We start from the raw sequence: 24,009 nt of genomic DNA on the forward strand, positions 1-24,009 counted from the left end.
CACTCCTGTTCTGACAGGCATTCAGCTTTTTACCCAGGGCTATTGCCCACGGTCGCGGACCAGAGGCACCTTTCCCACGTCGGTACGTTCGATCTCGGATGCCCCCTTAAACACGAACTGCAGACGGAAGTCGTATCCGGTCTTCTCGATGGACTCCGGATTCGCCTCGCCTTCGTTGAACAGGGACAGGGCCTGGGGCAGCGCGTTCAGGAAGACGCGCCGCAGGCCGTACGGACCGAGCGCGGTGTCCATGTGGTACGTCACGGCCTGCGGGTCGTCGACGGACACGAGAAGCGTGAGGATCTTCGCCTCGCGGTGATTGACGAACTGGATCTCGTGCGCCACGGCGTCGAGGTCCACGGCACCGGCCGCCCGCAGGTCCTCGCCCAGCGCTGTCAGGGCCCGTGGGGCCAAGTACTGGCTGTCGTTCAGGTGCAGCACGTCGCCGGTGCGGCCGGCGAACTCGAACTGCTGCGCCTTCAGCCCCGGGCCGTCCCGCCGCGGCCTGCGGATCATCCGGTCGCCCAGTTTGAGCCGCAGCAGCGGAGCCTCGTGGGCGTGCAGCCGCGTGACGACCAGCTCGCCCTCGGCGCCCTCGGCGACCCAGCGCCCTTGTTCGTCGACGATCTCCACCAGGTGCAGGCCGGGCACGGCGGACAGTTCGGCTGCGGCGGGGTCCAGCTGGAGCCCGATGGTCTCCGCCTGGGTGGCCGCGAAGTAACTGAGGACTTCGACGTTCGGGTAGACGGCCCGCAGGTCGGCGCGCTTGCGCTGCGGCAGCACCCCACTGCCGTACAGGGCGAGACGGAAACTCTCCCGCGCCGCCTGGTTCATGCCCGCGCCGAGATCGCTGAGAATGGCGACACCGGCGGTGATCCCCATCAGGGCCTTGGGCCCCGGGTAGGAGAACATGTGCTCCAGCACCGGCGCGGTGACGGGCCCCGCGCCGACGTAGTTGACGCCGGGCACGTTCTGCAGCACCCCGCCGACCATGGTGCCGCTGCTCCACATCTGGTAGTCGGCCAGCGTGGTGTACAGCCACTTCGGTCCGGCACCGGTGAGCCGGGGAGTGAGCTGGTACGTGCCCATGAACTGACCGGCGACCTGGTACGTGTCCCACAGCTCCCGTAGCGAGTACACCGTCTCCAGCGGGCACCCGCTGGAGGTGCCGCCGCTCGCCACGATCTCGAAGCCGCCATGGTCGAGCGGCACGACCATGCCCTCTCGGCCGCCCATGAAGAAGTCGCGCTGGACATCCTTGTCCGCGAGCGGAATCGCCTGCCATTCCTCGAAACTTTGCGGCGCTCCCGTGATTCCGGCGCCGTGCAGCCTGCTGCGCCAGAGCGGATTGAGCTGGACGGTGTGGACCATTTGCTGAAGCCGACGCAGGACCAGGGCGTCCTGCACCTCGTGTGCTAGTTCGCTGTACGGCGTCCCGAGGACGCGCGCACACTCCCGCATTTTGCTCGCGAAGGGTGGGAGGTTCGCCACGAGGGCGACGGATTCGGGTTTCCATTCCCAGTCCGGGATGAGCCAGTTGATCAATTCAGCCGGGTTCTCCGGGTTCCCGGGAGCCGTGACGGTCTGCGGGACGGCGGTCGTGGTCATCATTCATTTCCTGTTCGTTGGTGCGGCGTCCGTTCGGCGCCGAGCAGTTCCTGCCCGGTACGGCGGATCTCGTCGAGCAGCATGCGGAAATGCGCGGTGGTGATCTGGTGGTTCATCATGACGACGCGCAAGGCGGCGACATCGTCCACGTCGACCTTGGAGACGAAGAAGGTGCCACGCTGTTTGACACGGTCCCGGATCTCCACCTGGAACCGGTGCAGGTCCTTCTCGTCCAGTTCGGCCGGATGATGGCGAAAGCAGAGGATGTTGGCTTCGGGGGCATGGAGCGTACGGAAATCCGGCTCGCCCTCGAGAATGCGGTGGGCTTCCTGGGTCAGTCGACACAGATAGTCGGTCTTCTGCGCGAAGAGGGCCGGGCCGAACACTGCCCAGAGGGTCCAGAGCGTCATGATCATCGGGCGCTTGGTGCACTCGAAGTTCTTGTCGCCGCTGTCGAGTTCGGTGTAGATGTCGGGTTTCTCGTCGAACACGTAGCTCGCCTTCTGGCGGAACGCGCCGAGGCTGTGCTGCCGGTCCCGGTAGAAGAGCATGGTGCACGGGGCGGGCACGTACATCATCTTGTGCGCGTCCCAGGTCAGGGAGTCGGCCAGCTCGATTCCGCGCAGCCGGTCCCGAAGCCGGTCCGACACCAGCAGGCTCGCCCCGTGCGCCCCGTCCACATGCAGCCACAGGTTCCGCTCCCGGGCGAGAGCGGCGAGTTCGTCGAGCGGGTCGAAGGCGCCGACGGTCGTGGTACCCGCGGAGGCCACCAGACAGAACACCTTGAGCTGCCGTGCCTCGGCCTCGTCGAGAGTGGCTCGGGCGCCCTCCACGCAGATCTGACGCCGGGCGTTGAGCGGCAGCCGGACGATCTGCCCGGCGCCGATGCCCATCACCCCGGCCGCCCGCTCCACGCTGTAGTGCACCTCCGCACCGACTGCGATCGCGGGCCGGCCCCGGCACCCTGCGCCGCGGCTCCCCTGGCCCAGTACGAGGGGAAGTGCTGGTTGCGTGCCGCGAGCAGGGCGGTGAGGTTGGCCAGTGACCCGCCCGAGGTGGTCACCATGCCGAAGGTGCCGGGTTCCCAGCCGATGAAGCGGTTCAGCTCCTCGGCCATGATCCGCTCCGCGACGTTGGGCAGCTGGCCGGCCTCGTAGAAGGAGGAAGGCTGGTTGACGACCGAGCTGACCAGGTCGACGATCGCGGCGAGGGGCACGACCCCGGAGAACTGGCGTCCCATGTACCCCGGCGAGTGCACCGGGAGGCCGGTTCTGATGTACAGGTCGAGGATGGCGCCGAGCCGCTTCGCGTCGAACTTCGCGACGTGCCGGGACTCGGTCGTCATCAGTGCACGAGCGGCCCGCAGGAGCACGGCCGGGTCGGTGAGGTTCAGCCCGCGCACGGAGTGGTCGGCCAGATGCTCTTCCAGCAGGGCGAGGGCGGTTTCGGAACTTTCGCGGAACAGTCGCGGATCGAATGTCGCGACGAAGTCACCGTCCGGGCACGGCGGCAACGGTGGGGCCACGTCCGCTGTGGCCAGAGGGACGGGCGGGGGATACCGGGAATCCGTCAAGAAGGTCTCCGAGATCAGAGGAACGTTCGCTGTTCCGAATGATCGACAGCCGCCCTAGGGTTGCCGCATGAATATGCCTCTGTCCAGGCGCCTCCCTGCTACGGGCTCTAAAATCCTTCTCAGGTAGGAAGCGGAAGTGCGGCGTGATCTGCAATGGGCCCGGGTGCTTCCCCGAAGTGCCCGCGTGACCAGCTCTTTTGCATGAGGGAGGGGCGTCGGGGGCATATATGGCTATACGGCAAGCTGATTCGCACATGCGGGCAGCGATTGCGTAGGCGCGAGCGGTTCTTGCCTCGGCAGTCCGCGAAAGTGAAATCCCATCACCGGATCATTTCACTAAAGCAAATGACGTGGGAATTCCTGTGGCGGTGCCCGGAATGGTCCGGCGTTCAGTCCAGCTGTACGCGATCCATCAGCCCCGCCGCCGTGAACGCCGCCACCAGATCCTGACGGCCCTCCGTGAAGTGGGCCCAGCCGTCATAGTGGACGGGGACGATGTGGCGGGCGCCGAGGATACGGGCGGCTTCCGCCGCCTGGGCGCTGTCGAGGGTGAGGAGCCGGTGGCCCAGGAGAGGCGTGCGGACCGCCCCGGCGAAAAGGACGGCCGTGTCGACCGGGGCGAAGCGGTCGGCGATCTCCCTGACCAGCTCCAGCTGGGCGTTGTCCCCGCTGACGTAGACGGTGGGCAGGCCCTCGCCGGTCAGCACGAAGCCCACCACCTGGCCGACGATCGGCTCCAGCTCCTCCCTCTTGCCGGGGCCGTGCAGCGCCGGTACGCCCGTCACCGCCAGCTTGCCGCCGTAGGGGCGCTCCAGTTCCATCGACTCCCAGTCCCGCAGACCCCGCGCGGTGCCGCCCAGGCGAACCGCACCGCTCGGGGTCGTGAGCGTGAGGGGGACGGACGCCAGCAGCGCCCGGCCGGAGTCGTCCAGGTTGTCGACGTGCTCGTCGTGCGAGAGCAGTACCACATCGATCCGGCCCAGGTCGGCCGGGGCGGCCGTGGCATGGGCTGTCTTCACCAGCCCCTGGTCGTAGGAGCGGGGGGAGTCGAATGTCGGGTCGGTGAGGAATCGCAGGCCGCCGTACTCGATCAGCGCGGTCGGCCCACCGTACACAGAGACGGATGTGTTCATTCCTCGCTCCTCGCCGTGCTGTCCGGGGTGATCGGAGCGAATGTTCCACTGGTGGGGAGGCCTCACCCCGCCCGTTGCCTCCTTCGGGTGGAACATTCGCTCCGATTGCTTCTCGCACCCCGCCCGCACGGCCCGCCAAGGCGTTGTCACGTTGTCGGGTACGTGACGGTCTGACGGCGCGGCGGGGCATGGTGGGCCTGGCGTCCGGGCGTGTGCTCAGGCCGTGGTGGGCTGGCCGGCAGTGCCGGTGATCCGGTCCCAGATCACGAAGCGGATGGTCATTTCGGCGCGGTGGTCGGAGGCTGTCCTGAGGTGGCGGCGGGCCGGAAGTGGGGTGAGATGCCGCTGTGCGGACAGGAACCGCTGGGCGCCACCGGTACCGCGGAGCCCTTCATCGCGCGTTCGCGCTGCCGGGTGGGCTGGTGGCTGTTCTCGGCCCGGTTGTTCAGGCCCTTGTGGGAGCGGTGCTCGACCGAGGGCATGACCTCACGGTGAGCGGCGCCGTATGAGCGCGGCTTGTCGGTGACGACCACCCGGGGCACCCTGTGGGTCTTCTTCATCAGTCTGCGGAACCGCCTGGCCGCGGCGGTGTCCCGCCGGTTCTGCACGAGGACGTCCAGGATGTTGCCGGCGGCCTCCACGGCCGCCGCAGGTACCGCTGCTCGCCGTTGACCTTGGTGAAGACTCCGTCCAGGTACCACTTGTCCCCCGGGACGGGGCCGACGGCGACGCGGTCCGTTGGCGTAGGCCTGGCCGAGCTTGGCGCACCGGCGGCGGACGGTCTCGCAGGAGACGACGACAGCGCGTTGGCACGTCCCACCTCGCCGATCACTCCAGTTGATTCTTGGCGGTCATCAGCGTGATCGCGCTGAAGGACGCGCCCGTCTCGGCGGCCGGTCCCGCCCGCGGTGCTGAGAGAGGTCTCGGTGGAGGTCATGCCCCGGAAGCAAGAGGGCCATCAGGTCAGATCGTGTCCTAATGGTGCTGCATCCTCGTCGGTATGACGACGGACACTCCGGCCCGGCTGCTGACGCTCCTCTCCCTCCTCCAGACGCCCCAGGAATGGCCCGGCGGCGAGCTCGCCGACCGGCTGGGGGTCTCCCGCCGCACGGTCCGGCGGGACATCGACCGGCTGCGCGAGCTGGGCTATCCCGTGCAGGCGACCAAGGGCGCCGACGGCGGCTACCGGCTGGTCGCCGGCAAGGCCATGCCGCCGCTCGTACTCGACGACGAGGAGGCCGTGGCCATCGCGGTCGGGCTGCGCGCCGGGGCGGGGCACGCGGTGGAGGGCCTGGACGAGGCGTCGGTGCGGGCGCTGGCCAAGCTGGAGCAGGTGCTGCCGGGCCGGCTGCGCCACCGCGTGACCACGCTCCAGGGCGCGACCACGCCGCTGACCTGCGGAGACGGGCCGAGCATCGCGCCCGAGACACTGACCGTCATGGCCTCCACGGTGGCCGGGCGCGAGCGGCTGCGGTTCGCCTACCGGGCCGCGGACGGCACCGAGTCGAGGCGCCTGACGGAACCGTACCGGCTGGTGTCCACGGGCCACCGCTGGTACCTGGTGGCGTACGACATCCACCGGGACGACTGGCGTACGTTCCGCGTCGACCGGGTGAGCGAACCGTTCGCCACGGGGGCGCGGTTCATGCCGCGCGAGCTGCCGACGGGGAGTGCGGAGGAGTACCTGCGGCATTCGATGCAACGGCACCAGGAGTCGTACGACTTCGAGGTCACGTTCGCCGCACCGGCCGGCTTCGTCGCCGCCCGGCTGCCGAAATGGCTCGGCACGCCCGAGCCGTTGGACTACGACAGCTGCCGGCTGCGCGGGTCCGTCGGCGACGCGGTGCAGTGGGTGGCGTTCCGGCTGGCGATGCTGGAGTGCGACTTCGTCGTCCGAGAGCCGGAGGAACTCGTGTGTGCGGTAAAGGAGTTGGGGGCGCGGCTGAGCAGGGCGGCCGCAGGTGCCGAGTAAGGTCGTTTCAGTTGGTGAGGCGGCGGTAGCCAATGAGGGCTGGGCGATGCCGACGAAGGCCAGGATGTGCTCGGCCTTTCGCTCGGAGCGGCGGTGCAGGCGGCGGCAGCCGGCCAGCCAGGACACGGTCTAAGTACCCTGCGCTCAACTGCCGTTAGGCTCCGTCAGCCCTCCCACGGAAAGTCCCGCAACGCCCCCAGATTCCGCAGCGCGAGTTCCGCCGGGCCCCCCGGGCCCTCCACCGGCCCGTCCCCCTCCGCCCAGCCCTCCAGGGCCGTTCGTACGGCGGCGCTCGCGACGGCGGCGGCGAAGCGCGGCTCAGGGGTGGCGGCAACGTTGTCGTCACCCTCCGAAGCCGCCGTCCGAGTCCGCCGATGCGCCAGCACCTCCCCCAGCGTCCGTTCCGACGCCTGGCACACCTCCGCCCACACCCTGCGCAGGGGCGGGTTCGCCTGGGCGAGGCGCAGGAGCGTGCGGACCCACTCCCAGGAGGACGCCGAGACGCCGACGCCCGGGGTGAGGGTGTGGCGCACCCCGTGTTCCAGGGCCCGGAGCGCGCTCGCGTCGGCGGGTGCCGCGCGTACCGCCTCCACCCAGTGCTGGGCGCCGGCCGCGTAGAGCGGGGCGACGGCCTCCTCCTTGGTGGCGAAGTACCGGTAGAAGGTGCGCGGGGCGATGCCGGCGGCCTGGGCGATGTCCTCCGCGCGGGTGGCGCGCAGGCCGTGCCGTACGAAGAGGCCGGCCGCGGCCCGGGCGATCTCCGTACGCGTCTCGGCCTTGCGCCGCTCGGTCAGCGAGGCCGGAGGAGGGGTCGGGGTGGTGCTCACACCCGGCAGGCTATGCCTGTGTGACACAATCTGCCATCTGGCGGGCCGCCCCGTGGTTCAGGTACGGGGCGGCCCGCCCTCCTTTCCCCGGTCTCCGCTTCCCGGTCGCCATTTCCCGGTCCCCGCTGCCAGGCCCTGTTACCCCGTCTCCGCTGCCCGGCCTCCGTTACCCCGGTCATGCAGAGAGCCGGGCCCCGGCGCCCGGGGGGAGGGACGCCGAAGCCCGGCTTTGGGAGAGTCCCGGCGCCGGGGGGAGTGCGACGGGACTTGGCTCTGGGGGGCCGGGAGCGTGGCCCCGGCCCGAACTGGTGGGCCCGGAAGTCTTGTTCCCGGTGCCCCGCGGGTTGAAGCGGCGTTACATCGCCATGTTTGCGCGGTCTTTCGCCACCCGGCGTACGCGGCGACTCCCGGGCGCACGCTGTCCGTCCTCCACAGGCCGTGGGACGACACCCACAGGCCCCGGGACGACTCGTACGCCCGGGCGTCCACCGGCGGACACCGGCGTCACGCCGCCGCGTCGAACCCGGTGCTGCGCGCCAGCTTCTTCAGCTCCAGCAGCGCGTGCTTCTCGATCTGCCGGATGCGCTCGCGGGTCAGGCCGTGCTCCTTGCCGACCTCGGTCAGCGTGCGCTCCCTGCCGTCCTCGATGCCGTAGCGCATCTTGATGATCGAGGCCGTGCGCTGGTCGAGGCGGCCGATGAGGTCGTCGAGTTCCTCGCTGCGCAGCAGTGTGAGCACCGACTGCTCGGGCGACACCGCCGAGGTGTCCTCCAGGAGGTCGCCGAACTGGGTCTCGCCCTCGTCGTCCACCGACATGTTCAGCGAGACCGGGTCGCGGGCCCAGTCGAGCACGTCGATGACGCGCTCCGGCGTCGAGCCGAGCTCGGCGGCGATCTCCGCGGGCTCCGGGTCCCGCCCGTGCTCGCGGTTGAACTCGCGCTGCACCCGCCGGATCCGGCCGAGCTCCTCCACGAGGTGGACGGGCAGGCGGATCGTACGGGACTGGTCGGCTATGGAGCGGGTGATGGCCTGGCGGATCCACCACGTCGCATACGTGGAGAACTTGAAGCCCTTGCGGTAGTCGAACTTCTCGACCGCGCGCACCAGGCCGGCGTTGCCCTCCTGAATCAGGTCCAGCAGCGGCAGACCGCTGCGGGGGTAGCGGCGGGCTACGGCGACGACCAGGCGCAGGTTGGAGCGGATGAAGACGTCCTTGGCCCGCTCCGCGTCGGCGACCAGGGCTTCGAGCTCCTCACGGGTGGCGTCCGCCTTGGTCTCCTCGAACCCGTCGAGGACCTGCTTCGCGAACACACCCGCTTCGATGACCTGGGACAGCTCGACTTCCTTGGCGGCGTCGAGCAGCGGTGTACGCGCGATCTCGTCGAGGTACATGCCGACCAGGTCGCGATCGGCGATCTCGCCGCCATGGGCGCGAACACTGCTTGCCGCGTCGGCCGTCTCGCCGGTGGCGGACTGACGACGGGCGACGGCACGGGTTGCCATGCGTGCTCCCTTGCGATGGTGAGGTCAGCGGGTGGTCCTTCGGACGCTGGACTCCGTCTCCGGGACTTTCCGGGACTCTCCTCGGGTGCCCTGCATCCGATGGAAACAACGACTGGAATCAGGACAGAATTCCCAACCCACCCGTCGATTTTTCTGATCATGCAGTACCCTGTCCGGCCACGCGAGGAGGCGAGATGTCGTCGGAACCTACAGAGGTGCAGGTCAGGCCGGGAGTCGAGGGTGACCTCGATGCCCTCACAGCCCTCTACAACCACTATGTACGTGAGACGGCGATCACATTCGATACCGCGATCTTCACTCCGGAAGAGCGCCGCCCTTGGCTGCTCTCCCACCCTGAAGACGGCCCCTACCGTCTGCTGGTTGCCGCGGACCCGGACTCACAGGAGATTCTGGGGTACGCCACGTCCAGCCCCTTCCGGGCGAAGCCCGCCTACGCGACCTCCGTGGAGACGACGGTGTACGTCGCCCCGCACGCCGGCCGCCGCGGCGTCGGCACCCTCCTGTACAAGGCCCTCTTCGAGGCCCTGTCCGGCGAGGACCTGCACCGCGCCTACGCGGGCATCGCGCAGCCGAACGAGGCGTCCACCCGGCTGCACGACAACTTCGGCTTCCGGCATGTCGGCACCTACCGGGAGGTCGGCCGCAAGTTCGGCCGCTACTGGGACGTGGCCTGGTACGAGAAGGACCTCACGTAGGAACCCGGGGCCACGGGGCACGGGCACGCTCAGCCGAACTGCACCGACCGCTTCGCCAGCCCCATCCAGAAGCCGTCGATCACCGACTTCTGCGCGTCCAGCTCACCGGCCGCGTCGGCCGCGCCCATGGTCACGAACAGCGGGGCGAAGTGCTCCGTGCGCGGGTGGGCGAGCTGCCCCGCGGGCGACTTGCGGGTGAAGTCGAGCAGGGCGTCCACGTCACGCGCCTCCAGCGCCCGCCGGCCCAGTCGTCGAACTCCGCCGACCAGGCGGGGATGCCGCCCTGCCGGAGCGCGGCGAGGTTGTGGGTGAAGAAGCCGGAGCCGACGATGAGCACGCCCTCGTCCCGCAAGGGGGCGAGCTTGCGGCCGATCTCCATGAGCCGGACCGGGTCGAGTGTCGGCATGGAGACCTGGAGGACCGGGATGTCGGCCTCCGGGTACATCTCGACCAGTGGAACGTACGCGCCGTGGTCGAGGCCGCGGTCGGGGACGTCCTGGACGGGTATGCCGGGGGCGCGCAGCAGCTTCCGTACCGACTCGGCGAGCTCCGGTGCGCCGGGAGCCTCGTAGGTCACCCGGTAGTAGTGCTCCGGGAAGCCCCAGAAGTCGTAGACGAGCGGGACGGCCTCGGTGGCACCGATGGCGAGCGGGGCCTCCTCCCAGTGGGCGGAGACCATCAGGATCGCCCGGGGGCGCGGCAGGCCGGCCGACCAGGCGGCCAGTTCGCCGGGCCAGACCGGGTCGTCCGCCAGCGGCGGGGCGCCGTGGCTCAGGTACAGAGCGGGCATGCGCTCCTGGGTGGCGGCGGACATGCTGCGACTCCTTCCAAAACATGGTTCCCTGACAAAACTGTACGGGCCATTTGTTTAAAGTTCAAGGAGGGGCCACGTAGAGTGGAAGACATGAAGGCACCCGCATCCGCACCGACATCGGGCTCCGTGGCAGAGCCTCCGGAACCGCGCTGGCTCACCGACGAGGAGCAGCGCGTATGGCGCTCGTTCATGGAGGGCGTCACCCTCCTCGACGACCATCTCGACCGTCAGCTCCAGCGTGACGCGAGCATGCCGCACGTCTACTACGGCCTTCTGGTCAAGCTCGCCGAGGCGCCGCGGCGGCGGCTGCGGATGACGGAGCTCGCCATGCTGGCGAAGATCACCCGTTCCCGCCTCTCGCACGCCATCGCGCGCCTGGAGAAGAACGGCTGGGTGCGCCGCGAGGACTGCCCCGACGACAAGCGGGGCCAGTTCGCCGTGCTGACGGACGAGGGCTACGAGGTGCTGCGGCAGACCGCGCCGGGCCATGTCGAGGCCGTACGCCAGGCGGTCTTCGACCGGCTCACCCCGGAACAGCAGAAGTCCCTCGGCGAGATCATGCGGATCATCGCCGAGGGACTCCAGCCGGCCGAAGCGGGTGCGGACCTGCCCTGGCTCCGCTGAGCCAGGGCAGGTCCTGGAATCCGTAGGTACGAGGCGTCCCCTCCTCGTACCTACGGAGGGCCCGAAGGGGTGCTTTTGGGTACGGCCGTCAGTGGGCGACGACCGGGATCGGCACCTCGTCCGCCACGCCCTCGCCGGAACCGGAACCGGAGCCGGTCACGGGCGCGCTGCCGGGGCGGCCGGCGTTGACGAAGGTCAGGGCGATCGCGGCGGCCACGACGAGGATGCCGACGGCGAACCAGATGGCGCTCGTGTACCCCTCGACCATGCCCTCCAGCCGGACCAGCTGCTGCTGGGACCGGCTGCCGGCCCCGGCGATGTGGTCCGCGATGTAGGACGTGGTGGCCGAGGCGGCGATCGTGTTCAGCAGGGCCGTACCGATCGCGCCGCCCACCTGCTGCGAGGTGTTGACCATCGCGGAGGCGACACCGGCGTCCCGCGGCTCCACACCCTGTGTGGACAGCGACATGGCCGGCATGAACGCCGTACCCATACCCAGGCCGAGGAGCAGCATCGCCGGCAGCAGCAGGGCGGCGTACGAGGAGCCGATCTCCAACCGGGTCAGCAGCAGCATGCCGAGCGCGGCGACCAGGAAGCCGGGGCCCATCAGCAGGCGCGGCGCGACCCGGGTCATCAGGCGGGTGCCGATCTGGGTGGAACCCGTGATCATGCCCACGATCATCGGCAGGAACGCGAACCCTGTCTTGACCGGCGAGTACCCCTTCACGATCTGGAGGTAGTAGGTCAGGAAGAGGAACAGGCCGAACATCGCGATGATCGCGAGCCCGAGGGAGAGGTAGACGCCGCCGCGGTTGCGCTCGGTGATCACGCGCAGCGGCAGCAGCGGGGCCTTCACCTTGGACTCGACGATCACGAAGGTCGCGAGCAGGACGGCGGATGCCACGAACATGCCGACGGTCACGGAGTCGCTCCAGCCCTCGGACTCGGCGCGGGTGAAGCCGTAGACCAGGGCGACCAGGCCGAGCGTGGACAGGACGACGCCCGGGATGTCGAGCGGGGAGCGGTTGCGGCCGCCCTCCGGCTCACGGATGACGAAGTACGCACCGGCCGCGGCGACGATGGCGAACGGGATGTTCACGAAGAACGTCCAGCGCCAGTCCAGGTACTCGGTGAGGAATCCGCCCAGGATCAGACCGACGGCACCGCCGCCACCGGCGATCGCGCCGTAGATGCCGAAGGCCTTGGCGCGCTCCTTGGCGTCGGTGAACATCACGGCGAGCAGGGAGAGCGCGGCGGGCGCGAGCAGGGCTCCGAAGGCGCCCTGGAGGGCACGGGCGCCGAACATCATCGCCTCGTTGATGGCCGCGCCGCCGAGCGCGGAGGCCACGGCGAAGCCGCCCAGGCCCACGACGAAGGCCTTCTTGCGGCCCCACAGGTCGGCTATCCGGCCGCCGAACAGGAGCAGACCGCCGAAGGCGAGGGCGTAGGCCGTCACGACCCACTGCCGGTTGCCGTCGGAGATGCCCAGGTCCTGCTGGGCGGAGGGCAGGGCGATGTTCACGATGGTGGCGTCCAGGACGACCATCAGCTGGGCCAGCGCGATGAAGACGAGCGCTTTCCAGCGGCCGGCGTCCGGCGAGGTTGCCGGAGCGCCGAGTGCCTTTGAGGCTGTTTCAGACATGGAGGTACCCACTTCGGGACAAAGGTGACGGAAAAAGGTGTCGTTGAGGGACGACTCGACGACCGGCGTGGCCGTGAGCTGCAGGTGGCGTGAGCCTGTGCGGTGAGTGGTGACTCGGGTGGCGCCCGGAACTGATCGGTCAGGCTTGGCGGAGGTCCTCCATGGTCACTGCCGTGCCCGGCAGGGCGGAACGGCCCGGGGCCCGCAGCCCGTCCAGGAACAGCTGAAGATGACGGTGTACGAAGCGGTCGGCGCTGAAGCATGCGGTACCGGCCGGGGCCGGCTGAGCTGGGCCACGGCGACCATCAGGTCACCGACGCCGACGTCGGGGCGGAGCTGGCCGGCCGCCTTGGCGCGGTCCATGACCATCTGGAGAATCCGCTCCACGCGCTCGCGCGCCGCTTCCAGGTCGGGGTGGTTCTGGTCGAAGGTGCTCGAGACCATCGGGCACAGCGCGCTGATCCGCTCGTCGGCGGAGGTGTGCACGAAGCGCTCCAGGGCCTCGAACGCGTCCCCGGTCTCCGCGAGCGCGCGCTCGCCCGCCGCGCCCGTACGGTCAAGTACGGAGCAGACGACCTCGCGCACGAGTGCGTCGCGGTCCGGGAAGTGGCGGTACACCGTGGCGTTGCCCACGCCGGCCCGGCGGGCGATCTCGTCGAGCGGCACCTCGGGGCCGTGCTCGACGAACATCTCCCGGGCGGCGGTGACGATCCGCTCCCGGTTGCGCAGGGCGTCGGCACGGGGCCGGGGCGCCTTGCGCGCTGCGGGGGTGGCGGTCTGCACGGCGTACTCCTGGGTGGTCTGAGTGTGCGGTGATGCGATCCGGGGAGCGTGTCCCCGTTTCAGTCGGACACCTGGCTAAACGGGGACACGCTCCCCGGTATTTCCCGCACCAGGGACTTTCGCTTGTGACCTGGCTCACAAACCGTGGATCCGCTCCCGATATTCCGGCTACCGGCCGGAAACCCACGATCGGTCTCCTCCAACGCGCGCCCCCACACCCCGCGACGCAGGGTGATCGCAAGGGCGCAGCCGGAGACCGGAGGCTGCCGTGGCGCGGGAGGTCCCTTGCAGGTCCCTTGCATACAGCCGCAGCCTCAGCGACCCCGGTCAGACGCCTCGGGGCCGCCCGGCCGCCGGATACCCCGGCGGCGCCTGGCCGCCCTCGCCTGCGTGACCGCCCTGACCTTCACGGTCAGCGCCTCGGCCGGCACGGGCCACCTCGCCCCGGGCGACACCACGGCCGGAGCGGGCCCGACCTCCTTGTCCCGCACCTCCGCGCACGGCCCCTGCATGATCCGCGGGGCCCGCGAGGTCCAGATGTCCGAGGGCATCCCCACCACCGACGGCTACGCCCGCTCCACGGGCACCGTCCGCGCCCTCACCCTGATGATCGACTTCTCCGACGCACCCGGCGAGGGCAAGGCCTTGGACCGCTTCCGGGAGTTCTTCCCGCAGACCCGGCACTGGTTCCGCACCAGTTCCTACGGCCGCCTGGACTACCGCCCCGAGACCCCGATCCGGGAGTGGCTGCGGATGCCGAAGTCCTTCCGCGAGTACGGCATAGAGCGCGGCGCCCCCTTCGATCCCGGCTACCGCGAACTGGTCCAGGACCTCGTGGCCGCGGCCGACCCGAGGGTGGACTTCCGCGCGTACGACCTGCTGAACGTACTGGTCACCCCGAACGCCGGCCCCTCCGCCCTCGACACCGTCCTCTCGGTCACCTTCGCCGGCAACCCCGATGCCCCGACAGCCGACGGCATACCCGTGGCCAACGCCTCCTTCGTCTACTCCCGCCAGGACGACGGTTCCGGCTCCTACGGCCGCACCGGCTACCGCGTCCTCCCCCACGAGAACGGCCACGTCTTCGGCCTGCCCGACCTGTACACCGCTCAGGGCGGGGGCGCGGTCGGCCACTGGGACATCATGAGCGAGGACTGGGGCGCCAACAACGACCTCCTCGGCTGGCACAAGTGGAAGCTGGGCTGGCTGGACGCCGAGCAGGTGCACTGCGTATCGACCCTCGGCACCACGGAGTACACCCTGACGCCGCTGGCCCGCGCGGGCGGCTCCAAGTTGGTCGTCGTCCCCCTGGACAGCAGAACCGGCTACGCCGTGGAACTGCGCACCCGCGCCGGCAACGACGAGTCGGTGTGCCGCCCGGGCGTCCTGGTCTACAAGGTCGACGCAGAGGTGGACACGGGCATGGGCCCGGTCACGGTCTACGACTCCCGCCGCGACAGCGGCGGCTGCACACGCGCGCCGAACGTCCACGCGGAACTGTCCGACGCGCCGCTCGCTCCCGGGGAGACGTTCATGGATCCGCGGAGGGGGGTCCTGATCAGGGTGGTGGGGGCGGACCCGGCGGGGGACTACCGGGTGCGGGTGACGCGGGGGTAGGCAGCGGCTGACGCGCGGAGGGAGGTAGCAGCCGCCGGCACCAGTGCGATCAGCGCACAGGTCCAGGGCAGATTCCGGATTACGGTAGGCCTGCCGCCTTACGGTAGGCGTACCGCGACCGCCGTACCGGAGAGCCGATGCCAGAGAAGCCCATGAACGACGCCCAGGAGGCGGCGACGCCACGGGCCGACGGGACGGGGGCCGCCCCACCGCCTGCCGGGGGCGGGGCACCCGCCGAGGCGGTCACGCCGCTGATCCGCGGCATCGCGGTCCTGCGGGAGCTGACCGAGGCGGACGGCACTCTGAGCCTCAGCGCCCTGGAACGCGCCACCGGCCTGGCCCGCTCCACGGTCGACCGCATCACGGCCACACTCGCCCGCATGGACTACGTCCGCGTGGACGGCAGGGACGTACACCTGTCCCCCGCCTGATGGAACTGGGCAACGCCTACCTCTCCGCCCTGCGCCTCCCCGCCCTCCTCGCCGCCCGAGCGGACGCCCTGGCCGACGAACTTGACGAGTCGGTCTCCCTCGCGGTCGCCGACCGCGACGGCATCCGCTTCATCCACCAGGCGACCCGCCGCCGCGCGATGTCCCTGAGCTTCCGCATCGGCGACCTGCTCCCCGCCGAACGCACCGCGCCGGGCCCGCTGTTCGCGACGGAGTGGACGGACACCGACTGGCAGCACTGGCGGGACCGCAGGGCGTCGGACCCGAGGGACCTGTCCTTCACGGCCGTACCGCCGCGCACGTACGGAGGGCACGAACGAGACGACGAGGCCTTCGTCGCCCGCACGGAAGAGGCGGCCGCGGACGGCTGGGCCCTGGACGACCAGCTGATCGAACCGGGCCTGGTGGCGGTCTCGGTCCCGGTCCGGTCCCCACACACAGACGGCCGCCGGAAGATCGCATGCGTGGCGAGCGTGGTCAGCCACACCAGCCGGCACACAGCACAAGACCTACGGACCACCCTGCTGCCGAGGTTGCGGTCGGCGGTGACGGAGATGGAACGCGAACTGCACCGTACGCCGCCCCCGGAGCCCGGCCCGCCCCCCTCCAACCTGGCGCTCTGGACGGGCGCGTCCAAGCAGCAGTTGGGCCGCGACTTCATCGAATCCCTGGCACGAGGCCTGACGGTCCTCACGGCCTTCGGCGAGGGCAGGAGGGAGCTGACCCTCACGGAGGTGGCCCAGGCAACGGGCCTGGCCCGGGCCACGGCCCGCCGAGCCCTGATCACCTACGAACACCTGGACCTGGTCACCACCCCGAGCCCCCGCACCTTCACCCTGACCCCCCGGGTCCTCTCCCTGGGCTTCCCACCCCTCTCCCGCACGTCCCTCCCCGAGATCGCCCAGCCCCATCTGTCCGACCTGACGTCCCGCATCCACGAGTCGACGTCGATGGCGGTGCTCTCGGACTCGGGCGAGGAGATCCAGTACACGGCCAGGGTGGCGACGGGCCGGGTGATGAGCGTGAACGTCACGGTGGGCACACGCCTGCCGGCGTACGCGACGGCACTGGGCCGAGTCCTGCTGGCGGACACGCACAGGGACCTGACCTCGATCCACTCCCAGGGATACGCCCTGGTCGACGAGGAACTGGAAGAGGGCCTCCGCTCCCTCGCGGTCCCGGTCCGCGACCGGTCCGGAAGGGTCGTGGCCGCCCTGAACACGGCGATGCACGCGAGCCGCCACACCCTCCGCGAATGCGTGACGGACCTCCTCCCCGAACTGACCTCAACAGCCACCCGCATCGAGTCCGACCTCCACACCGCCAGCCGCTTCACCCACGTCCCCCTGGCCTGACCCCCACACCCACCCGACCCGTATCCGGTACGCTGACGCCTGTGGTCCTCCCAGACCACAGGCACGCCGCTGCTTGCGTCCGATGCCACTGCCTTCGTAGCTCAGGGGATAGAGCACCGCTCTCCTAAAGCGGGTGTCGCAGGTTCGAATCCTGCCGGGGGCACAGAGATAAGGGCCAGCTCAGGAGGGGTTTCCTCCCAGGCTGGCCCTTAGCCGTTTCAGGTGCCGTGCCACACGCGTGCCACTACGTCCGCTCGGCGTCCTCTCCGGGGGAGCCTGGAGCCACTCCCCCACCGCCCCGGATCATGGCCCCGAGCCGGTCAGCGATGGCCCGGTCGCGGTCACTGGTCATGTGCTGGTAGATCAGCGCGGCCCGGGAGCTGCTGTGCCCCATCCGCGTCATCAATTCCCGCGTGCTGGCCCCGGCCGTCGAGGCCAGTGTGTTGCCGGTGTGGCGTAGGTCGTGAAAGTGCAGCTCGGCCGTGACGCCAGCCGCCTTCCGGGCCTTGACCCAGTCGTCGCGGAAGTTGCTGCGTCGCAACTGCCCACCCTGCGGCCCGACGAAGACGTGACCCTCACGGCCAGGAGCGGCGAAGTGCTCCAGGTGGTGCCTGACCGCGTCGAGCAGTTCGGCCGGGAAGGAGACGGAGCGCACCCCTGCGGCGGACTTCGGTGCCTTGTCGAAGAGTCGGCCGTCCTGCAACTCGGCTTGAGCACGACGCACGGTGACGGTCAGCGCCTCCAAGTCGATGTCTCTACGCCGCAGGGCCGCCAGCTCGCCGAACCGCAGGGTGGTGAAGGCCGCCATGAGCACGAGCAGTCGGTAGCGCGGCGTGATGGAGTCGGCGACGGCGAAGACCTCCGCCACCGTGAGGACAGGCCGTTCGGGCACGTCGTAGCGGTCCGCGCCTTTGATGCGGCACGGATTGCGCCGGATCAGCTCGTCATCCACGGCCGTGTTCATCAGGGCCCGCAGCAGTTGGTACGCCTTGACCACCGTCGGCTCACCGAGGCCGGCCGCGAGGAGCTTCCCGCGCCAGCTGCGCACCCGGGCCGTTGTCACATCGGCAACGCTCCCGGCTCCGAAGGTGGGCAGGATATGCATCCGCATCACCGACTCGTTCCGCTCGCGGGTGCGGTCAGCAAGCTTTCGGTCCCGCAGCCACGCGGTGGCGTACTCCTCGAAGTTCACCGCCCCGGCGTCCGGGTCCGACCACTGCCCGCGCGTGATGTCCGACTCGATGTGGGTCAGCGCGACTTGGGCGTCTGTCTTGGTTGGGTAGGTCTTCTCCGCCGGGCGCAGTTGCCCCGTCTCCGGGTCTCGGTAGCGGACCTGCCAACGGCCGGACGAAAGCTGCCGGACCGAGCCGAAGTCCCTTCGCCTCCCCTTCTTGTTGGCCATCAGGCAGCCCTCCGCAGGGAGCTGTGCCGGTGGCCGATGGGCCGCACCGTGTTGGCGTCGATGAAGGCGTTCAGTGCGCTCTCCGGGATACGGACGTGTCGGCCGACCTTGACGAACACGATGCGACGCTCGGCGATCAGGCGGCGCGGGAAGCGTTCGGTGGTGCCGAGGAGTTCGGCCACCTGCGCCACGGTCAGGTAGCGGTCAGCCATGGGTGGGTTCTCCTTCCGTTCCGGGGGCGGGTTCGAGACTTTCGGCGAGCCAGGCTTCGGCGTCGGTGAGGCCGGTCCCGGCGTAGACCCAGTGAGCGAGGACGAGGGTCGTGTCCGGGTCGTGCTCGGTTGTTGCTGCGGCTTGTGCGCGGCGCCATTCGGCGCGGGCGTCACGGAGGGCGCCGAGGGTGGTGGAGTAGCGGCGGGACTTGGTGGAGAAGTGGCCGCGGAAGCCGAGCATGTGGGCCCAGGCCCGCAGGCGAAGGTGTTCGAGGTCCTTGCGGGCGCCGAGAGTCCAGGCGGTACGGATGAGCCGGCGGGCGTGGTCGCTGATGTCGAGCTGGGCGAGTTCGGCGAGGAACTTCAGCGGCCGGTCCAGAGCTCCCGTCGCTGTCTCGGCACCCTTGGTGGCGTACTTCGCGATGTACGCGGCGACGGCCCGTTCGGTCAGCTCCTGGCCGCCGTCGAAGTCGGCCGAGCGGATGGTGCGCACGTCGAGCTGACGGCCGAAGGCGAAGGCATGCGCCCGCCCGTCGATGACCGGGCCGTCCACGCGGGCGGCGGCGGTGGCGGCCTGGATGGCGTCGGTCAGCAGATCGGCGGTGGCCCAGGCAGGTGCCGGGGTGTCGCCCCCCTCGGGGCCGTCGATGCGGATTACGGCATGGAAGTGGACGGCTCCGCGCTTCTGGTACTCGGCGACCTTGGCAAAGGACACCCGGGCGTACTCGCGGAAGGCCCGCTGAGTCAGTCCGGCGCGCTTGGCGACCTCTCGGCGCAGGTAGGTCGAGAAGCGCCGCCACAGCGGACCGGCGTGCGCGTTCCAGAGCACGGCCGCTTCGTAGTCGTAGCTGTCCGGGTCGAGGGGGGTACCGAGTGCGGGGTCGTCCTGGTCGTGGCGGGCTCCGCAGCGGCAGCGGCGTACCGAACCGGTCGGGCCGGTGGGGCGGTTGTGGACCGGGCCGAAGCTCGGTGCGGTGAAGGTGGCGAAGACGCGCGGATGTGCGGCAACGCGTTCGGGGACGCCCTTGCCGCCGCGCAGTCCGGAGGTGATCAGGTGGAAGGTGTCGCGGCGGTAGACCTCGGCGCAGGCCGCGCAGCGGGTGGTGCGGCGGTTGTTGCAGCGGACCAGGAGGTGCCCGGCCGGGAGGCTGGCGGAGTCGAGGTGGTGGAGGACATTGCCGATCTCGCCGGTGCGGGTGACGTCGCACTCGGTGCGGTGCCCGTCGAGGCGGATCGGGTGCGTGCAGCCGCCGAGGCCGGCGAGCTGGCGCAGGAGTGCGGGCATGGTGCCCAGGGCGGCCAGTTCGCCGAGTTCGTGGAGCGGGGGCGGAGTGGCGCGGGTGATGATGGCTTCTCCTTCTGGTTTCGGCTGGAGGGAGAGGGCCCCCGGGGCGGCGGATGCTTGGCGGTATCGAGGCCGCCCCGGGGGTCTGGTGTGTCAGCGGCGGTGCTGGTCGCGGAGCATCGAGCGCAGGACCACGGCGGCGACGGCCACCGAGACGGCCGTGACGGCGACGGCGGCCAGGAGCGCGGTCAGCACGACGCCACCGACGAGGACGGCCGCGACCGCTCCCGTGCTGACGGAGATCTGAGCGGCGGGACGCCGCGCGGGTGCCTGGTCGGCCACGGTGTGGGTGTACGCGGGCGGCGGCGTCGGGCTGTCGGGGTACTTGGGCAGGAACACAGCGAAGCTCTCCTTACCTACTCGTCTAGTCATGTGAGCCGTTGACGATGTCCACGCCAGAGCGCGTACCGGACTCGATGGCCGGGGCCATGAACGTGTGCGAGAGCCAGAACCCGAAGAGGGCGATCAGGACGACGATCCACGTGCGGACGCCGAGGAACTTGACCGCTCCCCAGGCGAAGAAGCCGAGGACGACGACGAGCGGCAGGCTGACGGTCACGGTGTGCGGGTCCTTTCAGCGGACGGGGCAACGGTGGGTACGGGCCGCCAGCTCGGCGGCAGCGCGGCTGTCGTAGTCGGCGGAGAAGCCGCAGCGCGGGGCCGTGCAGGCGGCGGTGTGCTTCTCCCGGCCGCGACCGTCGTACGAGGTGCCGACCTGAACTGGGCCGATGCGGGTGACGTCGCGGAAGCGCTTCGGTGCGGACATGGTCAGTTCTCCTGTCGCAGGCTGGGGCCGTGGAATTCGCGCAGGATCCGGGCAGCTTCCTCGGGATCCGGCGTGCGGTCGGCAGCTTCTCCGGCGAGGAGCCGAGCGAGCGTCGACCGGCCGCTCACGGCCATTTCGCGGGCCGCTTGGAGGTAGTCGGCGGCGGTGTTGAAGCAGAGAGGCATGATTCCCCTTTGGTGGTCAGGTGAGTTGGGCGGCGATGGCGTCGGCCATGGGCGGCGGGACGCCGAGGCGGGCGCGCAGAGTTGGGGTGTCGATGGCCGTCCCGGTGCGGGTGTGGTGTTCGGCGGCGACTTTGCGGGCGTGCTCGACCAGGGCGGCCGGGACGGCGACCGACGACGGAGCCGGTACCGGCTCGACTGCTGGAGGCGCTGGGGCTTCCCGTACGGAGTAGGGCTCGCCCTCCTGGTCGCCGATGTCCTCGGACGTCTTCCCGTCCACGGGGTCACTGGTCTCGTCGTGCGATGCCGGCGAGGAGTGGACGAGGAGGGTTCCGCCGAGGAAGGCGACCGCGGGCCAGCCCGCGACGAGGATGCGGAGCCAGGCCGGTACGTGGTCCAGGTCGAGCAGCCCGGCAGTGGCGACGTTCGCACCGAGGGACGCGGCGAGCGCGATCAGGAACCAGCACCACCCGGCCGCTTTCGCCTCCCCGGACCGCAGTCGGCGCCAGGCGGCGACAAGCAGCAGGTCGACGCTGATCGGGTAGGCCCACGCCTTCCACCCGTCCTGTCCGGCCGCCGAGGCGACGTCGTGCAGGTGGGCGAAGGACAGCGCGGCGGCGATGACCGCTTGGACGAGCACCGCGTCGACACGGGCCAGGTGGGCGCGCATGCTACGGCTCCTTTTCGGGTTTAGGCATGGGAGGGGTAGGGACATGGCGTGAGGCGGTCACGCCGACCGGGGGTGCGTGCGGACGTGGATCAGTCGGTCACTGGCCGGGGCCACACGAGCGGACCCGGCGTCTCGGCGGTCGGCGGTACGGGCACGTCGGGCCGGAAGGGCTTGAGTGCGGGCAGGTCGGGGACCAGATGGGCCCACTCGCGGCAGGTCTCGGCGGCGTCGTCGAGGGAGAGGTACGGGGTGCGGATGCGGGACCAGCCGCCGGAGGTGTCACCGGCAACGGCGAGGCCGGGCCGTTCGGGAGCGATGGCGCAGGCAGCAGAGACCGCTTCGGGGGCGATGTCGCCGAGCGCCATCTTGGCGGACGCTTCGTCGTTGACGCGGTGGCAGACGCGGCCGGTCAACTGGGCCCGCAGCATGGTCGCGCCCTTGCCGAGTTCGGCGCCGAAGCGCTGGCCGCAGACCTCCAGGTAGATGCCGGCGGCCCGGCCGAGCTGGGCGAGGCGGATGAGCTGGGTGACCATCTCGTCCCGGCGTTCCTCGTCCTTCTTCGTGGCGACCAGGAACAGTTCTGCCACCTCGTCGACGAACAGCACGACAGGCACCGGGCGTTCATGCTCGGGCAGGCCCCAGATGTCGGAGGTGATCTTCTCGTCCGGGGTGCTCGGCGCGATGCCCTGCCGGTCCTTGATCAGGTCATATCGGTCCTCCATTTCCTTGATGAGCACGGGCAGCAGCTCGGCGGCCTGCTCTGGGTCGGTGGCGAGCGCCGACAGGCGCGGAGCGAAGGGCGCCAGTTCCACGCCCCGCTTGCAGTCGATGCCGACCAGGGCGACGGGCTGACGGGCGAGGCCGGTGACGAGGTGACGCAGGTACATGGACTTGCCGGACAGCGTGGCGCCGAGGGTGAGTTGGTGCGGCACGGTGCGGTAGTCGCGTACGAACGGGGTGGCGTCCTCTCGCAGCGCGACCGGGACCCGCAGAAGGTCCGGGTGGAGCTTGCGAGGCATACGGACCTTCCGCAGAACGTCGAAGCCGACCAGCCGCAGTTCGACCACACCCGGCTTGACGGTGGTCACGTAGACGGCATGAACACCCCAGGCGTGCCGCAGCCGTTCAGCGGAGGCGGCCACATCGGCAGGTTCCTGGCCAGGAGCGAGCCGCAGACGGACCCGCAACCCCGTCGAGGTCGGCCGGACGATCCCCCGACGCGGCGGCACGGACCGGACCTCACGGCGGGTGGTGGCCTTGACCGCCAGGACCCGCAGCCGGGAGGGCGCCACCGTCAGCCCGCACGCCTCCATGACCGAGCCGTAGGAGCTGAGCAGCCGGACCGTGGATATCGGTAAGCCGACCGTGGACCAGTAGATGCCGGGGCGCTTGGCCCGGGCGTAGGCGGCCCCACCGCCGAGTGCGGCAACGGGACCACCCACCTCCAGAAGCGTCGTCAGGTCGGTCATCAGGCCGTGGCTCCCACAGCGGCCGGGAAGGAGGCCGGAGTGACAGCGGCAGCGCGGAAAGCGATGCCGTGGCGCTGCTGCCCGTTGAAGACGCTCTCCCAGGGCCGGGCGACCAGACCCGGCAGAGAGACCGGGGCACCCAGGGCAAGCCCTTCCGACACCCCGCTCTCCGGAACGGTCACCTTGATCAGGGACGACTCCCCCTCCTCGATGTAGACGACGCCGATCGTCATCAGCGCCTCACCGCTGACGGCGTCCTTGGCAATCTCGCCGGTCTGCCGGTCGCGGACCTTGGGCTCGGGCGCCTCAGTCAGCAGGATCGTCGCGGCCGAGGTCTCCACACGGATGGTGCGCAAGATTCTTTCCCATCTACTCGTCTAGACAAGATGCAGTCTTCGAACCCGGTGACGCCGGGAACGTCGACCACTCTGCCACACCACTTGCCCACTCGTCTATACGAGTATGCGTGTTGAGGTGTACGAGTCCGGGGAACTGGCCTCGCGCACCGCCGATCAGGTTGCCGGAAGCTGATAGGAGAGGACGTAGGCGTCCGCCGCCATGACCGTGTCACAGACCTCCACGGCCCGCCCCGCAGTATCGAAAGCGGTACGGATCAGGTGGATCACCGGTACACCGGACGCCAGTTGCAGCGTCTTGACCTCGGACGGCGAGGGCATCCGGGCCCTGATCTCCTCCTCGAAGTGGTCGAGCTGGTGGCCCAGCTCCTCAAGCCGGGCGTAAATACCGCCGGGGCCCGGGTTGGGTTCGGCGATCTGTGTTCCGCGGGCGATGTCGAGCGGGAGGTATGACGTGGCGAACTCGACCGGTCGGCCGTCGAGCAGGTACCGGCGACGCCGGGCGAGCACGCGCCGCACGGAGCCGAGGCGGGTGGAGATGTCCTGGCTGGCCTTCTCCTCCTTGACCTCCAGACTGTCCACCTTCGGGTGACTGCCGGCGGCGTCGGCCTCCACGATGAACGCGGATTTGCCCTGCTCACGGTGGCGCCGGGCGAACCGGTCCGAGGCGAGCCGCCGCACCGGGGGCCGGGGCCGGACGAAGACGCCCTTGCCGTGCTCGGCGTGCACCAGGCCCTCACCCTGGAGCACCGAGAAGGAGTTGCGGACCGTCATCCGGGAAACGCCGTAGTGCTCGACCAGCTCAGCTTCAGAAGGCAGCTTCTCCCCCTCCTTGAATCGCCCACGGTCGATGGCCTCGCGCAGCTGATCGGCGATCTGCCGGAAGACCGCACGATCACTGGTCGGGTCGAGGCCGCCGAGAATGCTCGGTAGAGACGTCACGCGTACTCCTTTAGGTATCTAGACGAGTGGGCGAGTGTTGTTGCTACGG

Annotated in this window: 22 protein-coding genes, 1 tRNA gene and 5 pseudogenes; 6 read left to right on the forward strand and 22 right to left on the reverse strand. The window is 70.0% G+C overall.

Annotated features, from left to right (window positions below; genetic code table 11):
• Positions 1–39: 39 nt before the first annotated feature.
• The 5 genes and pseudogenes from V8690_RS17405 to V8690_RS17425 form a co-directional block, all read right to left on the reverse strand.
• A complete protein-coding gene (locus tag V8690_RS17405) occupies positions 40–1,608 on the reverse strand; it encodes a hypothetical protein (RefSeq protein ID WP_338779921.1) in 1,569 nt (522 codons plus the stop codon).
• Positions 1,608–2,534, reverse strand: coding sequence for a pyridoxal-dependent decarboxylase (locus V8690_RS17410; RefSeq protein ID WP_338779923.1), 927 nt, complete (start codon positions 2,532–2,534; stop codon positions 1,608–1,610). Before V8690_RS17410 ends, V8690_RS17405 begins: the two co-directional genes overlap by 1 nt.
• Positions 2,501–3,133: a hypothetical protein gene (locus V8690_RS17415; RefSeq protein WP_338779924.1), complete on the reverse strand. Its 633-nt coding sequence runs from the start codon at positions 3,131–3,133 to the stop codon at positions 2,501–2,503. The genes V8690_RS17410 and V8690_RS17415 overlap by 34 nt, the downstream gene beginning before the upstream one ends.
• A 437-nt stretch (positions 3,134–3,570) precedes the next feature.
• On the reverse strand, positions 3,571–4,314 hold the full coding sequence (locus V8690_RS17420) for an MBL fold metallo-hydrolase (RefSeq protein WP_338779926.1): 744 nt from the start codon (positions 4,312–4,314) through the stop codon (positions 3,571–3,573).
• Positions 4,315–4,530: 216 nt separating this feature from the next.
• Positions 4,531–5,123 (reverse strand): annotated as a pseudogene (locus V8690_RS17425) (IS6 family transposase); the annotation flags it as partial.
• Positions 5,124–5,314: 191 nt separating this feature from the next.
• On the opposite strand from V8690_RS17425, the gene V8690_RS17430 reads away from it, so the two are divergent.
• Complete coding sequence (locus V8690_RS17430) at positions 5,315–6,286, forward strand: YafY family protein (protein WP_338779928.1); 972 nt, start codon at positions 5,315–5,317, stop codon at positions 6,284–6,286.
• A 7-nt stretch (positions 6,287–6,293) separates the two neighbouring features.
• Here V8690_RS17430 and V8690_RS17435 read toward each other — a convergent pair.
• The 3 genes and pseudogenes from V8690_RS17435 to V8690_RS17445 all read right to left on the reverse strand — a co-directional run.
• Positions 6,294–6,415, reverse strand: a pseudogene (locus V8690_RS17435) (IS5/IS1182 family transposase); the annotation flags it as partial.
• Positions 6,416–6,450: 35 nt separating this feature from the next.
• The gene (locus tag V8690_RS17440; protein ID WP_338779930.1) at positions 6,451–7,113 is read right to left on the reverse strand and encodes a TetR family transcriptional regulator; all 663 of its coding nucleotides are present in this window, start codon (positions 7,111–7,113) and stop codon (positions 6,451–6,453) included.
• A gap of 504 nt (positions 7,114–7,617) precedes the next feature.
• Positions 7,618–8,616, reverse strand: coding sequence for a sigma-70 family RNA polymerase sigma factor (locus V8690_RS17445; protein WP_338779931.1), 999 nt, complete (start codon positions 8,614–8,616; stop codon positions 7,618–7,620).
• Between the two features lie 194 nt (positions 8,617–8,810).
• Here V8690_RS17445 and V8690_RS17450 point away from each other — a divergent pair, with 194 nt between their 5' ends.
• The gene (locus tag V8690_RS17450) at positions 8,811–9,332 is read left to right on the forward strand and encodes an N-acetyltransferase family protein (RefSeq protein WP_338779933.1); all 522 of its coding nucleotides are present in this window, start codon (positions 8,811–8,813) and stop codon (positions 9,330–9,332) included.
• A gap of 29 nt (positions 9,333–9,361) precedes the next feature.
• Here the strand turns inward: V8690_RS17450 and V8690_RS17455 are convergent.
• A pseudogene (locus V8690_RS17455) lies at positions 9,362–10,146 on the reverse strand (class III extradiol ring-cleavage dioxygenase).
• A 90-nt stretch (positions 10,147–10,236) separates the two neighbouring features.
• Between V8690_RS17455 and V8690_RS17460 the strand changes: the two are divergent.
• Positions 10,237–10,770 (forward strand): MarR family transcriptional regulator, encoded by a 534-nt coding sequence (locus tag V8690_RS17460; protein ID WP_338779934.1) that lies wholly within the window; start codon positions 10,237–10,239, stop codon positions 10,768–10,770.
• 88 nt (positions 10,771–10,858) lie between these two features.
• On the opposite strand, the gene V8690_RS17465 is transcribed toward V8690_RS17460, so the two are convergent.
• A complete protein-coding gene (locus V8690_RS17465; RefSeq protein WP_338779936.1) occupies positions 10,859–12,412 on the reverse strand; it encodes an MFS transporter in 1,554 nt (517 codons plus the stop codon).
• 139 nt (positions 12,413–12,551) lie between these two features.
• Positions 12,552–13,195: pseudogene (locus tag V8690_RS17470) on the reverse strand (helix-turn-helix domain-containing protein).
• Positions 13,196–13,585: 390 nt separating this feature from the next.
• Between V8690_RS17470 and V8690_RS17475 the strand changes: the two are divergent.
• The 3 genes and pseudogenes from V8690_RS17475 (at position 13,586) to V8690_RS17485 (ending at position 16,779) form a co-directional block, all read left to right on the forward strand.
• Positions 13,586–14,812 (forward strand): M6 family metalloprotease domain-containing protein, encoded by a 1,227-nt coding sequence (locus V8690_RS17475; protein ID WP_338779938.1) that lies wholly within the window; start codon positions 13,586–13,588, stop codon positions 14,810–14,812.
• 137 nt (positions 14,813–14,949) lie between these two features.
• Positions 14,950–16,616: pseudogene (locus V8690_RS17480) on the forward strand (IclR family transcriptional regulator C-terminal domain-containing protein).
• A gap of 90 nt (positions 16,617–16,706) precedes the next feature.
• A tRNA-Arg gene (locus V8690_RS17485) sits at positions 16,707–16,779 on the forward strand.
• Between the two features lie 81 nt (positions 16,780–16,860).
• On the opposite strand, the gene V8690_RS17490 is transcribed toward V8690_RS17485, so the two are convergent.
• From V8690_RS17490 to V8690_RS17540, 11 genes are all read right to left on the reverse strand, one after another.
• Positions 16,861–18,018 (reverse strand): tyrosine-type recombinase/integrase, encoded by a 1,158-nt coding sequence (locus tag V8690_RS17490; protein WP_338779940.1) that lies wholly within the window; start codon positions 18,016–18,018, stop codon positions 16,861–16,863.
• Positions 18,018–18,230 carry a helix-turn-helix domain-containing protein gene (locus V8690_RS17495; protein WP_338779941.1) on the reverse strand — a complete coding sequence of 71 codons (213 nt, stop codon included), beginning with the start codon at positions 18,228–18,230 and terminating at the stop codon, positions 18,018–18,020. The genes V8690_RS17490 and V8690_RS17495 overlap by 1 nt, the downstream gene beginning before the upstream one ends.
• Positions 18,223–19,515, reverse strand: a complete 1,293-nt coding sequence (locus tag V8690_RS17500; protein WP_338779942.1) for a replication initiator — start codon at positions 19,513–19,515, stop codon at positions 18,223–18,225. The genes V8690_RS17495 and V8690_RS17500 overlap by 8 nt, the downstream gene beginning before the upstream one ends.
• A gap of 153 nt (positions 19,516–19,668) precedes the next feature.
• Entirely contained in the window at positions 19,669–19,914 is a 246-nt protein-coding gene (locus V8690_RS17505; protein ID WP_338779944.1) for a SpdD protein, read from the reverse strand.
• Between the two features lie 25 nt (positions 19,915–19,939).
• Positions 19,940–20,134 carry a hypothetical protein gene (locus tag V8690_RS17510; protein WP_018471713.1) on the reverse strand — a complete coding sequence of 65 codons (195 nt, stop codon included), beginning with the start codon at positions 20,132–20,134 and terminating at the stop codon, positions 19,940–19,942.
• Positions 20,135–20,149: 15 nt separating this feature from the next.
• On the reverse strand, positions 20,150–20,341 hold the full coding sequence (locus tag V8690_RS17515; protein ID WP_338779950.1) for a mobile element transfer protein: 192 nt from the start codon (positions 20,339–20,341) through the stop codon (positions 20,150–20,152).
• Positions 20,342–20,343: 2 nt separating this feature from the next.
• The gene (locus tag V8690_RS17520; RefSeq protein ID WP_338779952.1) at positions 20,344–20,526 is read right to left on the reverse strand and encodes a hypothetical protein; all 183 of its coding nucleotides are present in this window, start codon (positions 20,524–20,526) and stop codon (positions 20,344–20,346) included.
• Positions 20,527–20,542: 16 nt separating this feature from the next.
• A complete protein-coding gene (locus V8690_RS17525) occupies positions 20,543–21,193 on the reverse strand; it encodes a DUF2637 domain-containing protein (protein ID WP_338779954.1) in 651 nt (216 codons plus the stop codon).
• A gap of 89 nt (positions 21,194–21,282) precedes the next feature.
• Positions 21,283–22,662 (reverse strand): FtsK/SpoIIIE domain-containing protein, encoded by a 1,380-nt coding sequence (locus tag V8690_RS17530; RefSeq protein ID WP_338779955.1) that lies wholly within the window; start codon positions 22,660–22,662, stop codon positions 21,283–21,285.
• The gene (locus tag V8690_RS17535; RefSeq protein ID WP_338779957.1) at positions 22,662–23,018 is read right to left on the reverse strand and encodes a hypothetical protein; all 357 of its coding nucleotides are present in this window, start codon (positions 23,016–23,018) and stop codon (positions 22,662–22,664) included. The genes V8690_RS17530 and V8690_RS17535 overlap by 1 nt, the downstream gene beginning before the upstream one ends.
• A 156-nt stretch (positions 23,019–23,174) precedes the next feature.
• Positions 23,175–23,960 (reverse strand): GntR family transcriptional regulator, encoded by a 786-nt coding sequence (locus tag V8690_RS17540; RefSeq protein ID WP_338779958.1) that lies wholly within the window; start codon positions 23,958–23,960, stop codon positions 23,175–23,177.
• Positions 23,961–24,009 lie beyond the last annotated feature (49 nt).

The organism is Streptomyces sp. DG1A-41, assembly GCF_037055355.1.
Taxonomy (GTDB): domain Bacteria; phylum Actinomycetota; class Actinomycetes; order Streptomycetales; family Streptomycetaceae; genus Streptomyces.

Bases quoted from the DNA above. Each gene is read 5' to 3' on its own strand.
- V8690_RS17405 (WP_338779921.1), bottom strand. From the start codon at position 1,608: ATGACCACGACCGCCGTCCCGCAGACCGTCACGGCTCCCGGGAACCCG.
- V8690_RS17420 (WP_338779926.1), bottom strand. From the start codon at position 4,314: ATGAACACATCCGTCTCTGTGTACGGTGGGCCGACCGCGCTGATCGAG.
- V8690_RS17430 (WP_338779928.1), top strand. From the start codon at position 5,315: ATGACGACGGACACTCCGGCCCGGCTGCTGACGCTCCTCTCCCTCCTC.
- V8690_RS17445 (WP_338779931.1), bottom strand. From the start codon at position 8,616: ATGGCAACCCGTGCCGTCGCCCGTCGTCAGTCCGCCACCGGCGAGACG.
- V8690_RS17450 (WP_338779933.1), top strand. From the start codon at position 8,811: ATGTCGTCGGAACCTACAGAGGTGCAGGTCAGGCCGGGAGTCGAGGGT.
- V8690_RS17460 (WP_338779934.1), top strand. From the start codon at position 10,237: ATGAAGGCACCCGCATCCGCACCGACATCGGGCTCCGTGGCAGAGCCT.
- V8690_RS17465 (WP_338779936.1), bottom strand. From the start codon at position 12,412: ATGTCTGAAACAGCCTCAAAGGCACTCGGCGCTCCGGCAACCTCGCCG.
- V8690_RS17490 (WP_338779940.1), bottom strand. From the start codon at position 18,018: ATGGCCAACAAGAAGGGGAGGCGAAGGGACTTCGGCTCGGTCCGGCAG.
- V8690_RS17495 (WP_338779941.1), bottom strand. From the start codon at position 18,230: ATGGCTGACCGCTACCTGACCGTGGCGCAGGTGGCCGAACTCCTCGGC.
- V8690_RS17500 (WP_338779942.1), bottom strand. From the start codon at position 19,515: ATGCCCGCACTCCTGCGCCAGCTCGCCGGCCTCGGCGGCTGCACGCAC.
- V8690_RS17515 (WP_338779950.1), bottom strand. From the start codon at position 20,341: ATGTCCGCACCGAAGCGCTTCCGCGACGTCACCCGCATCGGCCCAGTT.
- V8690_RS17520 (WP_338779952.1), bottom strand. From the start codon at position 20,526: ATGCCTCTCTGCTTCAACACCGCCGCCGACTACCTCCAAGCGGCCCGC.
- V8690_RS17525 (WP_338779954.1), bottom strand. From the start codon at position 21,193: ATGCGCGCCCACCTGGCCCGTGTCGACGCGGTGCTCGTCCAAGCGGTC.
- V8690_RS17530 (WP_338779955.1), bottom strand. From the start codon at position 22,662: ATGACCGACCTGACGACGCTTCTGGAGGTGGGTGGTCCCGTTGCCGCA.